Origin of the sequence: Pseudomonas sp. MPB26 (genome assembly GCF_046605355.1) — a bacterium.
GTDB lineage: Bacteria > Pseudomonadota > Gammaproteobacteria > Pseudomonadales > Pseudomonadaceae > Aquipseudomonas > Aquipseudomonas cedrina.
This window is the reverse complement of the sequence record NZ_CP176793.1, coordinates 3,499,995-3,512,938: the sequence shown is the minus strand read 5'-3', so window position 1 is coordinate 3,512,938 and position 12,944 is coordinate 3,499,995. Positions and strand designations below refer to the sequence as shown.

17 protein-coding genes are annotated in these 12,944 nt (G+C 59.0%); 9 read left to right on the top strand and 8 right to left on the bottom strand.

The window, feature by feature from the left end; translation table 11 throughout:
• Positions 1 to 11 precede the first annotated feature (11 nt).
• The 6 genes from ACLH0H_RS16320 to ACLH0H_RS16295 form a co-directional block, all read right to left on the bottom strand.
• Positions 12 to 692 (bottom strand): virion morphogenesis protein, encoded by a 681-nt coding sequence (locus ACLH0H_RS16320; RefSeq protein WP_411378787.1) that lies wholly within the window; start codon positions 690 to 692, stop codon positions 12 to 14.
• Positions 682 to 1,128, bottom strand: coding sequence for a phage tail protein (locus ACLH0H_RS16315; protein ID WP_411378786.1), 447 nt, complete (start codon positions 1,126 to 1,128; stop codon positions 682 to 684). The genes ACLH0H_RS16320 and ACLH0H_RS16315 overlap by 11 nt, the downstream gene beginning before the upstream one ends.
• A complete protein-coding gene (locus tag ACLH0H_RS16310) occupies positions 1,125 to 1,586 on the bottom strand; it encodes a head completion/stabilization protein (protein ID WP_411378785.1) in 462 nt (153 codons plus the stop codon). The genes ACLH0H_RS16315 and ACLH0H_RS16310 overlap by 4 nt, the downstream gene beginning before the upstream one ends.
• A gap of 96 nt (positions 1,587 to 1,682) precedes the next feature.
• Positions 1,683 to 2,408 carry a phage terminase small subunit gene (gpM, locus tag ACLH0H_RS16305; protein ID WP_411378784.1) on the bottom strand — a complete coding sequence of 242 codons (726 nt, stop codon included), beginning with the start codon at positions 2,406 to 2,408 and terminating at the stop codon, positions 1,683 to 1,685.
• Positions 2,405 to 3,424, bottom strand: a complete 1,020-nt coding sequence (locus ACLH0H_RS16300; RefSeq protein WP_411378783.1) for a phage major capsid protein, P2 family — start codon at positions 3,422 to 3,424, stop codon at positions 2,405 to 2,407. Before ACLH0H_RS16300 ends, gpM begins: the two co-directional genes overlap by 4 nt.
• A gap of 1 nt (position 3,425) precedes the next feature.
• Positions 3,426 to 4,346 (bottom strand): GPO family capsid scaffolding protein, encoded by a 921-nt coding sequence (locus ACLH0H_RS16295; RefSeq protein ID WP_411378782.1) that lies wholly within the window; start codon positions 4,344 to 4,346, stop codon positions 3,426 to 3,428.
• 160 nt (positions 4,347 to 4,506) lie between these two features.
• Here ACLH0H_RS16295 and ACLH0H_RS16290 point away from each other — a divergent pair, with 160 nt between their 5' ends.
• The 3 genes from ACLH0H_RS16290 to ACLH0H_RS16280 all read left to right on the top strand — a co-directional run bounded on the left by ACLH0H_RS16290 (position 4,507) and on the right by ACLH0H_RS16280 (position 7,677).
• Positions 4,507 to 6,564 carry a terminase large subunit domain-containing protein gene (locus ACLH0H_RS16290; RefSeq protein WP_411378781.1) on the top strand — a complete coding sequence of 686 codons (2,058 nt, stop codon included), beginning with the start codon at positions 4,507 to 4,509 and terminating at the stop codon, positions 6,562 to 6,564.
• Positions 6,476 to 7,345, top strand: a complete 870-nt coding sequence (locus tag ACLH0H_RS16285) for a phage portal protein (protein ID WP_411382423.1) — start codon at positions 6,476 to 6,478, stop codon at positions 7,343 to 7,345. Before ACLH0H_RS16290 ends, ACLH0H_RS16285 begins: the two co-directional genes overlap by 89 nt.
• A 74-nt stretch (positions 7,346 to 7,419) precedes the next feature.
• Positions 7,420 to 7,677, top strand: a complete 258-nt coding sequence (locus ACLH0H_RS16280) for an ogr/Delta-like zinc finger family protein (protein WP_083221499.1) — start codon at positions 7,420 to 7,422, stop codon at positions 7,675 to 7,677.
• 38 nt (positions 7,678 to 7,715) lie between these two features.
• Here the strand turns inward: ACLH0H_RS16280 and ACLH0H_RS16275 are convergent, their stop codons facing one another.
• Complete coding sequence (locus ACLH0H_RS16275; RefSeq protein WP_411378780.1) at positions 7,716 to 7,901, bottom strand: hypothetical protein; 186 nt, start codon at positions 7,899 to 7,901, stop codon at positions 7,716 to 7,718.
• A 75-nt stretch (positions 7,902 to 7,976) separates the two neighbouring features.
• Positions 7,977 to 8,327, bottom strand: coding sequence for a helix-turn-helix domain-containing protein (locus tag ACLH0H_RS16270; RefSeq protein ID WP_411378779.1), 351 nt, complete (start codon positions 8,325 to 8,327; stop codon positions 7,977 to 7,979).
• Positions 8,328 to 8,411: 84 nt separating this feature from the next.
• Between ACLH0H_RS16270 and ACLH0H_RS16265 the strand changes: the two genes are divergently transcribed.
• The 6 genes from ACLH0H_RS16265 (at position 8,412) to ACLH0H_RS16240 (ending at position 12,914) form a co-directional block, all read left to right on the top strand.
• A complete protein-coding gene (locus ACLH0H_RS16265) occupies positions 8,412 to 8,624 on the top strand; it encodes a DNA-binding protein (RefSeq protein WP_411378778.1) in 213 nt (70 codons plus the stop codon).
• Positions 8,625 to 8,653: 29 nt separating this feature from the next.
• Entirely contained in the window at positions 8,654 to 9,133 is a 480-nt protein-coding gene (locus ACLH0H_RS16260) for a YmfL family putative regulatory protein (protein ID WP_411382422.1), read from the top strand.
• Positions 9,130 to 9,495, top strand: a complete 366-nt coding sequence (locus ACLH0H_RS16255; protein WP_411378777.1) for a hypothetical protein — start codon at positions 9,130 to 9,132, stop codon at positions 9,493 to 9,495. The genes ACLH0H_RS16260 and ACLH0H_RS16255 overlap by 4 nt, the downstream gene beginning before the upstream one ends.
• Positions 9,496 to 9,569: 74 nt before the next feature.
• Positions 9,570 to 9,803 (top strand): hypothetical protein, encoded by a 234-nt coding sequence (locus tag ACLH0H_RS16250; RefSeq protein WP_032895725.1) that lies wholly within the window; start codon positions 9,570 to 9,572, stop codon positions 9,801 to 9,803.
• A 3-nt stretch (positions 9,804 to 9,806) separates the two neighbouring features.
• Complete coding sequence (locus tag ACLH0H_RS16245) at positions 9,807 to 12,605, top strand: toprim domain-containing protein (protein ID WP_411378776.1); 2,799 nt, start codon at positions 9,807 to 9,809, stop codon at positions 12,603 to 12,605.
• A gap of 15 nt (positions 12,606 to 12,620) precedes the next feature.
• On the top strand, positions 12,621 to 12,914 hold the full coding sequence (locus ACLH0H_RS16240) for a hypothetical protein (RefSeq protein WP_411378775.1): 294 nt from the start codon (positions 12,621 to 12,623) through the stop codon (positions 12,912 to 12,914).
• Positions 12,915 to 12,944 lie beyond the last annotated feature (30 nt).

The window sequence follows — 12,944 nt, the reverse complement described above, 5'->3', positions numbered from 1 at the left end:
GCAGTGCCTCGTTATTTGGGGGAGTTGAGGATTTGTGCCAGCACCTGGTTAACCAGCAGGCTGGTATCCCGGTCGGTGCTGACGCCGAGGAACTGGCGCTTTGGCAGGGTTATTTCCCAGCTTTGCGCGCCGGTGCCCTCGGCTTTTTCGTCGGACAGGATGCGTATCAGCAGGCCCGCCTTGGCGTAGTTCACGTGTTCCTGGATCCAAGCCACGGACGGACGGGTCAGGCTCTTTTTGCCCTTCTGGCGCACCTTGAAACCCAGGCGGCGCAAGCGCTTTGCTTGCTTGTCCGTCGCGGCCAGGCCTTCAGGCACCTTGTTCCACCGTCGCATCTGCGCTGCTGTGCGGCGCTCACTGACACCGTGGTGTTGCTGCGCGGCGACCCACGCGGTCAAGCCGTTACGCCATCCCAGGGTTGCGGAATCGGGGCTCACGCTGGTGACCTGGAGCAACTTGCCCAGGCCGGCTTCCATCTTCTTTTTGCCCTTGCCGTCGCCCTTGCGCGTTTCGAAGGCCGAACCGTCCAGGTTGCGCTGCTCGCGGATCCGCTTACGGCTCATGGTCCGCACGCGCTTGGTGACGTTGTTCAGCAAACGCCGGCGCAATTGCGGGGGCAGGCTCAGCAGGGCCAGTTGCTCGCGAACGCCCAGGTGGCCCCGTACGTCCAGCTCGAAAGTGCTACGCGCCACCGCCGCGGACCTCGCCGTGTTCAGCGGTCCACAGGTCGAAGTCGACCAAGCCCCACGTTTTGCCGAAGGCCTTGACCTTGCCGTTGGGGTCTTCGGCAAGGTGCTGCGCCTCGACAAACTCCAGGGTCAGTTCCAGGTCCGCTTCGTCCGGGGTGATCTGGTCGACGGCGAAGGTCGGCGCCGGCAGATCGTCGTCCCGATCGGGATCGTTGGATTCCAGCCAGCCGCCCAGCAGCGCCATAAGCAGCGCCGGATTACCGTTGAACCGCTCGATCACGAACACCGCGCGGTAGCGCATATCGCCCATGTGCAGGCCCTGGGTGGTGTCCTTCCAGATCAGGTCCAGGTTCACCTGTTCGGCCCAGCTGTCGATCTGCTCGGGCAGCACCAGGTCGAGGCCGATCAGGTACGAGGTCAGGGCGCGGAGCTTGTTCATAGCAGCGCCGCCGTGATGCGGCCACGACCCTGCAGCGAGCGAACGGCCTGTTGGCTGAAGGCCAAGAAGGTTTCCGGGCGATCGGGCAGTTCCTTGCCCAGGTTCTCGGCGCTCTCGCGGCGGATGATGGTCACGAACTGGGGCAGCAGGCTGGCTTTGGCTCTGCAGTAAACGGCGCGCTTGTACGTCGCTGCTTGAAAGGTGCGCTCCGGTAGAACCCTGGTGTCTGCAGACTCAACGCTTGACACTCCAAGGCCCTGCCATCGCGCTTTTAACTTGGCCAGGTCACGGTTGACCTCGGTCATCGCCGTGGTCAACTCAGCGGTCAGCAGTTCCACCAGGTATTCCGCCGGCAGGCGATAGCCCTTCTGGAACTCGGCCACGTCGAGGTTCGGCCAAAAGCCGTCGTTCTCGATCGCCAGTTCCACCAGCGTGGTGGGTTTACCTGAAAAGCTCATGCTGACCGCTCAAATAGGGCGGGGAGCCTGTTTTCAGTGGGACGGTCCATAAATGGGCGGCTCACTTCCACAGGTCCCCGCTGGGGGGGTAGTCGGTTATTCGGTAGCCGGGGTAGCGGCCGCTTGTTTTGCCAGGGCCCTGCGGACCTTTTCGATACGGGTGTCGTTGCCGGCCTGGGCGTACAGCTCCGTTGAGCGCTCCAGGTGCTTGAGTGCGACCTCAAACTGCCCTGCCTCCATGGCGCGCATACCGATCAACTTGTGGTACTTGCTCGGGATCTGCTCCGTCAGTTGCCATTCACCGTCAACCAGGGGCAGCAGGTCAGAGAGGTAAGGCTCTGGGCTGCGGTTGGCTTTGTATTCGGCGTAGGCCCACTCACACACGGCGTCGGCGACAAAGGTCTGGATGTCGCGGCGCTTAAAGCGCTCCGGCATCTGCTGGCCCTGCTCGATAAGGAAGTCGGCCAGCTCCAAGGCGTCATCGAACTGGGCGGTGTCGAACAGCCAGACCAATACCTGCACCGCCACGCGATTTGGGAAGTTCAGCCCCGACTCGCAGTAGCGCTGCACGTATTCCTGGTACTTGGGCAGCAGCTCTTCGCGCTTGAGTGCCTGGCGTCCGGCCAGGCCATTGATCGCACTGATGCGCGCCAGGTCCTGGTCCAATGCCGCTTCCTGCAGCAGCAGGTGCTTGCGTGCATTGGCGGGGCTACTCAGGGCTTCCGCCGGCGAGTAAGGAAGCGCTGCGGAGACGGCAGCCGCCACAACGGCAGCGCCTCCCATGGCGATGGTGCGGCGCTTATGCGCCAGGGCCAGACTCACGCAACCAGCTCCACGTTCTCGGTCATGGCGAACTTTTCCAGCTGTTCGATCACATAACCTTCGTTGCGGCTGTTGTAGTCCTCGACGCGGGAGCGCTTCGGATTGTCGATGGTCTGCTTACGCCAGCTGGAGTCCTGGAAGTAGATCGACAAGTTGTCCCAACTGGTCACGACCACGCCGTTGACCGGGAAGAACGGAACGCTAAAGCTCGGCAAGCCGCCATAGGTGGCGATCACCTGGGCTTCTTCGATGCGCTCTTTTTCGGTCGGGGTGTCGCCCTGCTTCGAATACAGCTTGGCCTTGTCAGCAGCCAGCAGGTCGGTACCGATGATCGCAATCAGGTCACCGGCATCGCGCAGGCGCTCGTCCACCAGTTGTTTCGTGTCGTGCACCAGGGCATCGAGGTTGGCATAGTCGCCACCGGCGCCGAGGGTGACCTTACCGGCAACTTTGCCTTCCTTGAGAACCTGGGCCGGGATCTGCTCGCGGGCCTGTTGCAGCCAACCTTTGTTGACGTCCTGCAGCATTGGATACTGGGCAATGTCGGTCTGCACTGCAGCGTGGGTGCCGTGGAAGCCAACCATAATGCGGTCCAGCGCGATCTGCTTTTGCACAGCAGCGGAATAGCGCTGATGGAAATCAGGGAACTTGGCCCAAGCGTCGATCTTGGCGTACGGCAAGCCCACATCGGATTCGGTGGAAGACAACTCATAGGTGGACTGATCCAGCGACGACGCGTCTTTGGCTTCGCGATCGGTGGTCTTGGTGTTGGTGCGGCCAGTGACCGGACCCGAAACGCCGATGAAGACCTTCTGACCCTTGATCTCGGTCACCGGAATGACGTTGATACGCCCCAAGAAGTCGGACTTGGCCGTAATGGCGTCGTTCAGCTCCTGGGCAATGGTCGGATCGACGCTGAACATCTTGGTGGCCAGGTCGACGCCATAGCTTTCCGCAATGGCGACCTGCAGTTCTGCGAACATTTGGGCGCCAAAGGCGCTCAGGGAGTAGGCCATGTTAGAGCACCCGCTTTTTGACGGTGGTTACCGGACCGGGATTGCGCGGCAACTGGCGACCGGTTGAGTTGTTCTGCAGGGCGCTGAACTGCTTCTGCAGCGCATCCAGCTTGGCAAGTACGGACTGGTTGCCTTTGCCGTTGCGGCGGAATTCGCGCTCTTGCTCGGCGGTGGCCACGATGTCGTCCACGGCCGTGCTGACGTCGTCGATCAGGTCTTGATCGGGTTCAGGCGCATCGGCGGCCGCAGGCTCAATGACGGCTTGGAGGCCGGCAGCGACAACCAGCAGCTGCGCCACCAGGGCCGTCAAAGCCGTTGCTGTAGCTTCATCCATTGGGGGTTTGCTCTCTGTGTTGGGTGGAGTGGTTTCGGTGGGCAGCACTTCCGTGGCGAAACGCTTGAAAAAGCCGGTCAGGGCATTGATCAATCCGGTTTCGGCGGTGGGTTGGCTGTCGTCCTGCAGGCGGCCGAGTTCGACCGAGGCGGCGTAATAGGAAGCGCGGGTGTTCTGGTGCGAGAAATACAGTTCCTGGGTGCCGACGCTGGCCGGCTGGTCAGTAACGCCCATGCCTGTCAGGTAGGCTTTACCTTTGCCACGGAAGTCCGGGGTGATCTCAATGCTGGTGAACAGCTTCTGGCCCTGGTCATTTAGGTACAGCAGGCGGTCGTTGGGCTTCAACTGCGCTTCCAACGCCACTTCGCCCGGCTCCAGGTCTTCGGCTTCTTCCACCAGGCGAACCGCGTAAACGGTGCCGTGGGAGCCTGGCCAGCGTTCGTGGTCGCACCAGATCACCGCCGTGTAGAACGACGGCTTGTAGGTTTCAGCGATATCGCGCAGTTCCTGGGGAAGGATCACGCGCCCATCAACGGTGGCTCCGCTGGTGGCGACACGTTTCCAGAACGATACAAGGGAACGGGGCATGGATTTGACTGCGCTCAATCACTGAATGAGCCGCCAAGATAGGGAGCCGTCAGCCCTCAAACAAACGGTTCAAATGCGCGTTTCTCCTATATTTGAGATATAGGCGGATCACGGAATTTAACCCCGCGTTTCTAGCGTTTTCGCCGCATAGACTGCGGCCATGTACTACTCGACCGAAGTTAAAGAAGCCGCCAAACGCCTGTTTCTGCGCCGCTGTAAGGCAAAGGAAATTCAGGCGCAGCTCAACCTGCCCAACATCCGGATCGTCTACTACTGGATCCGCCAGGGCGGTTGGGAAGACATGCTGTCGGACGAAGAACCGCTGACGGCCGTCGGCCGGCGGATCACCCTGCTCCTGGACAAAGTGGGCAGCCTGTCCAAAGACGATCTCAACGAACTGGACCGCCTGACCATCGTTCGTGAACGCCTGCTGAAACAAGCGGCCAAGCCCGCACCGGTGGCGGCATCGAACGGCGACGACCTGGGCGAGCCCCAGGAACCACGCAAGCGATCGCGTGGCGAACGCTCCAGCCGTGGCGAGGGTGGCGAGAGGAAAAAGGAAAAGAAGGCCAAGAACGACATCAGCGGTCTGACCGAAGTCGACTTCCTGGATAAGTTCATCAGCAAGATGTACCGCTATCAGCAGGAGCTGTTTGCCGCCAAGCAAAACCCGCTGACCAGCCGGATCCGCAACATCCTCAAAAGCCGCCAGGTAGGCCTGACCTACTACTTCGCCGGCGAAGCGTTTATGGACGCGGTGCTGACTGGCGACAACCAGGTGTTCCTGTCGGCCAGCCGTTCGCAGTCGGAGATTTTCCGCAGCTACATCATCCAGTTTGCCAAACAGTGGTTCGATATCGAGCTGACCGGCAACCCGATCATGCTCAGCAACGGCGCCGAGCTGCGCTTCCTGTCGACCAACAGCAGCACCGCCCAGGGCTACCACGGCCATGTGTACGTGGATGAGTACTTCTGGATCCGCGACTTCGAAAAGCTCAGCACCGTGGCCAGCGCCATGGGTACCCACAAGAAATGGCGCAAAACCTACTTCTCGACGCCCAGCGCGGTGTCGCACCAGGCATACCCGTTCTGGTCGGGTGAGGAGTTCCGCAACAGCAAACGCGGCAAGAAAGCCGGCGGCACCTGGCCCACAGAGGCGTCCTACACCCAGGGCGCGCTGTGCCCCGACGGCCAATGGCGTAAGACCATCACCATCCAGGACGCGATCGATGGCGGGTGCGATCTGTTCGATCTGGAGCAACTGCAGCTGGAGTACGACGAAGACAAATTCCAGCAGCTGTTCTATTGCAAGTTCATCGATAGCAGCCAGAGCGCGTTCGGCCTCAAGGATCTGGAGCGCTGCTACTCCGACCTGTCGTTGTGGGAGGACTACAACCCGGAGCTGGATCGTCCTTTCGGCAACAGTCCAGTGTGGCTTGGCTACGATCCGAGCCGCACCCGCGACGACGCCACGTGCGTGGTGGTCGCCCCGCCGCTGGAACCCGGGGCGAAATTCCGCATCTTGGAAAAGCACAGCTGGCGGGGGCATTCGTTCAACTACCAGGCCGCCCAGGTCAAAAAGCTGACCGAGCGTTTCAACGTGCAACACATCGGCATTGATATCACCGGCGTGGGCTATGGCGTGTTCGACCTGGTGCGCGATTTCTACCCTAAAGCCACACCGATCCACTACAGCCTTGAGACCAAGAACCTGCTGGTACTCAAAGCCCAGGACACCATCCAGGGCAGCCGCATCGAATGGGACGCCGGGTGGACCGACATCGCCCAGGCGTTCCTGACCATCAAGCGCGGCACTACCACCAGCGGGCAAGTGACCTACAGCGCTTCGCGCACCGACGCCACCGGCCACGCCGATATCGCCTGGTCGATCATGCACGCTCTGTTCAATGAACCCCTCAACACCAACAAGCGGCGCCGTAGCCGCTACGTCACGAGCGGAACCAATGCCCAAGCCACGACACAAAAAGCCCAAAAACAGCCCACAGGCGCGACAGCCGCAGCCCATGCGGGCGTTCACCTTCGGGGAACCCGAACAGGTGCTGTCCGGCAACATCGGCGAGTACCTGGGGGTATTTCTCAGCGACGACGGCGTGATCTACAAACCGCCGGTGTCACGGGCGGGCCTGGCCAAGCTGCTACGCGCCAACGCGCATCACGGCGCCATTCCCAAGTTCAAACGCAACCTGCTGCTGCGTGAGTTCATCCCGTCAGAGGGCTGCAGCACGCAAACCATGGGCCGTGCCAGCCTCGACTACATGGTGTTTGGCGAAGCGTATTTCTATCGCGATACCAACGCCTTCGGTGAAGTGCTGGAGATGCAGCATCTGCCGGCCATCAATATGCGGGTGAAGGTCGACGGCGGGTTCCGGATGCTGTTGCCCGATAGCAAATTCATGGACTTCGACCAGGACGAAATCGAACACGTCCTGGACTACGACGTGGAACAGAACATCTACGGCGTGCCTGATTACTTGGGCGGCCTGCAAGCGCTGTTGCTCAACGAAGCCGCAACGCTGTTCCGCCGGCGCTACTACAGCAACGGCGCGCACGCGGGTTACATCTTCTACACCAACGACCCGGACCTGACCGAGGAAGACGAAGACAACCTGCGCGCGCAGATCAGTGCGAGCAAGGGCGTGGGCAACTTCCGCTCAATGTTCGTCAACATCCCCAACGGCAAGGAAAACGCGATCCAGATCATCCCCGTGGGGGACTTCCAGGCCAAGGACGAGCTGGAGAAGGTGAAGAACATCACCCGTAACGATGTGATCGCTGCTTGGCGAATGAACCCAGCCCTTGCAGGGATCATCCCTGAGAACAATGGAGGGTTTGGGGACATCGAGAAGATCGATCGCGTGTACACCAGCAACGAGATCAGACCGATTTGTCAACTGTTCAACCAAGTGAATGACAGCCTTCGGAGTGACAGACATATCAATTGGCGAGAGCCTGATAAAGCAGGGGAACAAGGCACCTAAAAGTTCAAAGATAGAGAAAAATACTGCACCACATGAGAACATAGTGGCAATTTGCTGCACCCTGGGGAGGGGACATGAGAGTTACTTGTAAATGCGGACACAAGGGTCGGATTGCATCACGCGAGGTGCTATCTGCGGACTTCGCGAAACTGTATTGCCAGTGCCTGGACGCCAAGTGCGGGCACAGTTGGGTCGCGAATCTCACGTTCTCCCACACTCTCAGCCCTTCCGCACAGACGTTTGACCGATTGCTGATTGACCGGCTTAGAGACATGCCACGGGCCCAGCAGCGAGAGCTGTTTGAAAAGCTCGGCTCCCAGGCAGTTGCCTAATGCAAACCGCCGACAACTATATGCCGGCGGCGCGGGAATCAGCCTTCGTCGGACTGATCCGGATTGCTTATCAACGCCTCTATCAGCCTCCGCAGTTGCTCCTGATCCCGATGGCTCAACTGCCGATAGAAGCCGATCAGGCGACGTTCAATAAGCGAAAGCTCAAGTCGCGCAGAAGCTGCAATTTCAACGTAACCGGCTTCGGCGTTTGTGCGATCCAACATGCTTACCACTCCATAAAATGCATTGCTGATGCACATATATGGGGGCTAGTTGAAGGCATCGCAGGAACAGCGTGGTCAGCTCACACCCTTGGCAGCATCGTCTGCCAAGGCTTTAACAAAGCGCCGGATGGCTTTTTGGTCCTCCTCCGGAATGCTGCGGTACTGCTGAACAATGCTGTGCTCAACCTCATTCAGCGAATCGAAGGCCAGAGTGCTCCGTCGACCGGTGAGGATATAGGGCACGTCGAATTCGAACTGAACCGTCACCTTACTCAGGTACGACGCTGTGGCATCACTAGAGCCCGCCTCATAGTTTGCTTGCGTCCTCTTTGCAATCCCAAGTGCTTCCGCGACCTGGTTTTGTGTCATGCCGCACCGCTTCCGTTCTTCTTGCAGCCGAGAACCGATCTCTTCAGAAAGATGCACTTTTTTTCATCCTTACTATTTACAAGTGCACCTAAGTGCATCATTGTGCATCTCACACCACATGAAATTGCACGGATCTGCACTATGCCGAACTCAAGCGTCACCGAGCAAGCCCGCCAACAGGCGCGGGAAGCTTTAGAAAAGCGGGGCCAGTCAGCGAAAGACTTCGCGATCCAACACCAACTCAACCCAAGCACCGTCTATGCGGTATTAAGCGGCCAAAGCAGGTGTCGTCGAGGGGAGGCACATCGTGCTGCAGTCCTCCTTGGGATCAAAGACGGTGTAATTGCACAGTAATGGCCAGCGTACTGAGGGAACAGCAGAAGATGGAAAGCCAAGTTCTAAAAACACGAAGGGAAGTCGTTAGTGCAATTATTTGCACCTTTGAAGGTGGGCGCGAGTGCGCCGCTGCGCGGATCGGCCTGCCGCTCAAGAAGTTTGATAACCACGCGTATGAGAACAACAACTGCCGTCCATTAACGGACACGCAGATTTTCCTACTGGAGCAAGTCACCGGCACTCAGCATTTTCCCAACTACGTGGCGGCTATGTATGGCGGGATGTTTGTGCCCGTGGCTCACCCCGACGACCTCGACAACGTAGAAATGTATGCACGAGCTATGCAGAGTTCTGCCAAGCAGGGGACGGTCGACCAAGCCATTGCCCAGGCGCTTGAAGACGGTGTGATCAACGACTCCGAAGCCGAGTTGATTCAGAACGCTCATACGCTGCACTTGGCTGCGCGGACTGCAGAAGTCTACGCCGCGATCGATCTGTATCGCGCTAAATCGGGGAAAGCCAGATGAATGCTCAAGACACCCCCCTCGACTACCAGGAGTGCATGCAGAACGCGGCACTGGCATTTCTGGAGCGTCACCAAGCCGAACACCTGGGCGATCTTTCGACGCTTCTCAACCGAACCGTCAGCCATCTGGTGGCCAGCCTCAACGTAACGGAATCGGTTGCAATCAAACTGACCTCACTTGCTCACATCGAGCTGGTGGAAATTTCCTTTCGCCAGCGCGTCGATTTGGACTACAGCACCGACACCGTTGTGGTGATCAAGGATCCAATCAAAGGGCTTTGCTGGTCCGTGCCAGTCAGCCTCATCTATGAACGCATCCTGAACACACCTGACAACGTGCGTTTTCGCTCCGCAATCTCGTAACCCCTAACCCAACCAATCGCCGGCCCCACGTCCCGTGGGTTTGGGTGAGCTGCGCCCGAAATCGAGGTTTAACGATGGCAAACGCCGTAATTGTCACCACCCAACTGCCACCGGCCGAGGCCGAAGCGTTGCTGGCCAACCTGCGTGAACAGTATCGCTTGAGCCTCAACGAACACTGGTACGCCGACCAGTTCCGCCTTGTCGCGGACGGCCTGCGCCACGGCGCCATTCTCGCCCACGTTCCGGTAATGGCTGCGCAAAAACGCCTTATGGCAGCCCTGTCCCACAGCCTCAAAGCAGTGAAGTAACCCATGAAAGAAGATCTTCGCCACGACGTGTTGCAACGCCTCCAGTCCGACTTCGGCCTGAAGCACCGCACAGGCACCGACTACATGCGCGGCGGCACCTGCCCTAAATGCAAGAAAAAGGAGCTCTATTCCCGGTTTGATACGCCATGGATGGTGATATGTGGTCGGCCTGAAAAATGTGGCCACACCTTGCACGTGAAAGAGCTGTACGACGATCTGTTTGAAGACTGGAGCAAACGTGCACCAGCAACAGACCAACACCCGAACGCCACCGCACGCGCTTATCTTGAGTTTGCCCGGGGCTTTCGCTATGAGCTGATCCAGGGTTGGTTCACCCAGGAAACGTTCTACTCCGCTGAACACAACGCCGGCAGCGCAACCGTGCGCTTCACCCTGGAGAAAGGCGGCTGGTGGGAACGCTTGATCGATCAGCCGCACCGCTTCGGCAAGATGAAAGCCCGCTTCAAATCAAAAGACAGCTACCGCGGCGTCTGGTGGTGCCCGCCCTGCGTCGACCTGCTTGAAGCCAAGGAAATCTGGATTGTCGAAGGGATCTTCGACGCCATCGCTCTGGTGCACAACGACATCGCAGCCGTATCGGCGATGTCTTCCAACGCGTTTCCCGGCGACTCGCTCAAGGCACTCATTAAAACCCGCGAAGGTGGGAAGCTGCCCAAACTGGTTTGGGCTTTGGACAACGAGCCGAGTGCTAACGCCTACACCCGGCGCTGGGTACGTGAGGCCCGTGCACTGGGCTTCGTCTGCGAGTCAGCACAGATCCCGCAACGCGACGGCCGCAAGTCTGACTGGAACGATCTACACCAGCGCTGGAACTTCATTCAGGACGAAACCAAACGTGCGGACCAGATTGCCACTGACCTTAAGCAAGCGCGCCACCAGGGCGCCCTGCTGCTGGCCGAGAGCGCGGCGGAAAAAGCATTGCTCATGTACGACTGGCACAAGCGCGGTGAATTTCACTTGGGGTTTGGGAGCCGCCTGTATTGGTTCAAGCTGGACATGGAGAAATTCAATCGAGCCATGTCCGACATCGAGGACAGCGAGAACCACGACGACCAACTGCTGAACCAGGCGCAACAACGCGAAAAAGCGCTGCAGCAATCCGGCAGCGTCGTGGAGATCGCCAACTGCTATCCCCAGGCGCTGTATTTCCAACGCAACGAAGTAACAGACGAGTCCTGGTATTACATGCGCGTGGACTTCCCCCACGACTCCGAGAGCGTGAAGAACACCTTCACCAGTGGCCAGCTGTCCGCCGCAAGCGAATTCAAAAAGCGCCTGCTCGGTATGGCAGCTGGTGCGATGTTCACGGGCAGTGGCCAACAGCTCGACAAGCTCATGAAAGATCAGCTGTTCGGCATTAAAACCGTTTCGACGATCGACTACGTGGGCTATAGCAAGGAATACGCCTGTTACGTCTACGGCGATATCGCGATCAAGGACGGCACCACCTACAAGGTCAACAGCGAAGACTATTTCGAGTTCGGCAAGCTGCGCCTAAAAACGCTGCAGAAAGGCGTCCCGATCAAGCTGCAGCGCGAAGCAAAGGGCTTTGACGAGAAGTGGGTGCAACTGCTGTGGACCTGCTTCGGCGCCCAGGGCTTCGTCGCGTTGGTGTTCTTCTTTGGCTCGCTTTACTGCGAACAGATTCGCGCCCGCTATCAGTCCTTCCCTTTCCTGGAAGCAACCGGTGAGGCCGGCGCCGGCAAAACCACCCTGCTGAACCTGCTTTGGAAACTACTCGGCCGCGAAGGCTATGAAGGCTTCGACCCGATGAAATCCACCAAGGCTGGACGCTCTCGCCTCATGGGCCAGGTCTCCGGCATGCCGGTGGTGTTTCTGGAAGCTGATCGCCACGGCGATGATCGGGTCCATGCCAAGACCTTCGAATGGGACGAACTGAAGGACTTCTACGGCGGCGGCACCCTGGCCACCAAAGGCGTCAAAACGGCAGGTAATGAGACGTACGAACCGCCATTTCGGGGAACGATCGCTATCAGCCAGAACGCGGCCGTGGTCGCGCACGAAGCGATCATGACCCGAATTGTGAAGCTGCACTTTGTACGCCCAACCGTCACGCCGGAAAGCCGCGCTGCAGCTGATCAACTCAACGCCTTGGATGGCGGCACCCTCAGCCACTTCCTGCTGCGGGCCGTGAGCAAAGAATCCGCAGTGCTTGAGCTTTTCGCCCAGCGCATGCCGGAACATGAATCGAAACTGCGTCGGTTGCACACCCATTGCTTCGCCTGCGGTAAGGCCTATGCCAGTGACCAGGGCAATTGCCACAGCTGCGGCTATGACCTACGCGGCTACATCCGCGTCGAGCGGATCAGCAAAAACCACGCGCAAATGCTGTCGCTGCTCGACAGTATCCGCCTGGTCTTGAAATTGAGTGACCCTCAAGTCGCCGCGACCCAGCGCCAGATCGTGAGGATGGCCATCGAGCGCCAGGCCTCGATCAGCTCCGACCATGCGGCCGTTGCCGAGTTTTGGGAGGTTTACGACTACCTCGAATCCTTGAGCGAGGACCCGGTGGTCGACCACAGCACTGATCCCGCAGTGATCGCCATCAACCTCAACGAGTTTTGCGAGCGTGCCGCCGAACACAAACAGAAGTTGGCCGACGTGGCCACGTTGCGCGACCTGCTTAAGGAATCTCGCTCCCATAAGTTTTTGGACAGCAACAAGGCCGTTCACAGCGCCGTGCGCGCTGCATTTAACAGCCGCAACCCATGTTCACAACCCCGGCCGACCACAGTGAAGTGCTGGACATTCAAGGCGTAAAGGAGAGCAAGACCGATGCAGATCCAAGTGTTTATGGGCAACGCCGGCGACGGTGGAACCAGCAAGCTACAGGCCGTGCAGGACCGCCTGGACTTCGTGGGTGAAATCGCGCCGATCATCCAGGCAGGTGCGTATGGCGAGGATGGTTTGCTGCAGATCCTGGAAGTTCGGGCAGCCGGTGGCCAGCGCGAAATCCTGGTGGACGACTGCAGCAGGCAGCAAATTTTAAGAGTATTGGAGTGGCAATCATGTCTTGAGCATGAGCCACGTTTTGACGGCCTGGTGATCCACCTGGCCCGCAAGGACTGACCATTTAAAAAAGCAGTGTCGAGGAGTTGC

Coding starts and splice junctions, on each gene's coding strand:
- ACLH0H_RS16310 (WP_411378785.1), bottom strand. CDS start 1,586: ATGAGCTTTTCAGGTAAACCCACCACGCTGGTGGAACTGGCGATCGAG.
- ACLH0H_RS16260 (WP_411382422.1), top strand. CDS start 8,654: ATGGAAAGCCAAGTTCTAAAAACACGAAGGGAAGTCGTTAGTGCAATT.
- ACLH0H_RS16280 (WP_083221499.1), top strand. CDS start 7,420: ATGAGAGTTACTTGTAAATGCGGACACAAGGGTCGGATTGCATCACGC.
- ACLH0H_RS16265 (WP_411378778.1), top strand. CDS start 8,412: ATGCCGAACTCAAGCGTCACCGAGCAAGCCCGCCAACAGGCGCGGGAA.
- ACLH0H_RS16240 (WP_411378775.1), top strand. CDS start 12,621: ATGCAGATCCAAGTGTTTATGGGCAACGCCGGCGACGGTGGAACCAGC.
- ACLH0H_RS16250 (WP_032895725.1), top strand. CDS start 9,570: ATGGCAAACGCCGTAATTGTCACCACCCAACTGCCACCGGCCGAGGCC.
- ACLH0H_RS16245 (WP_411378776.1), top strand. CDS start 9,807: ATGAAAGAAGATCTTCGCCACGACGTGTTGCAACGCCTCCAGTCCGAC.
- ACLH0H_RS16255 (WP_411378777.1), top strand. CDS start 9,130: ATGAATGCTCAAGACACCCCCCTCGACTACCAGGAGTGCATGCAGAAC.
- ACLH0H_RS16300 (WP_411378783.1), bottom strand. CDS start 3,424: ATGGCCTACTCCCTGAGCGCCTTTGGCGCCCAAATGTTCGCAGAACTG.
- ACLH0H_RS16275 (WP_411378780.1), bottom strand. CDS start 7,901: ATGTTGGATCGCACAAACGCCGAAGCCGGTTACGTTGAAATTGCAGCT.
- ACLH0H_RS16315 (WP_411378786.1), bottom strand. CDS start 1,128: ATGAACAAGCTCCGCGCCCTGACCTCGTACCTGATCGGCCTCGACCTG.
- ACLH0H_RS16290 (WP_411378781.1), top strand. CDS start 4,507: ATGTACTACTCGACCGAAGTTAAAGAAGCCGCCAAACGCCTGTTTCTG.
- ACLH0H_RS16295 (WP_411378782.1), bottom strand. CDS start 4,346: ATGCCCCGTTCCCTTGTATCGTTCTGGAAACGTGTCGCCACCAGCGGA.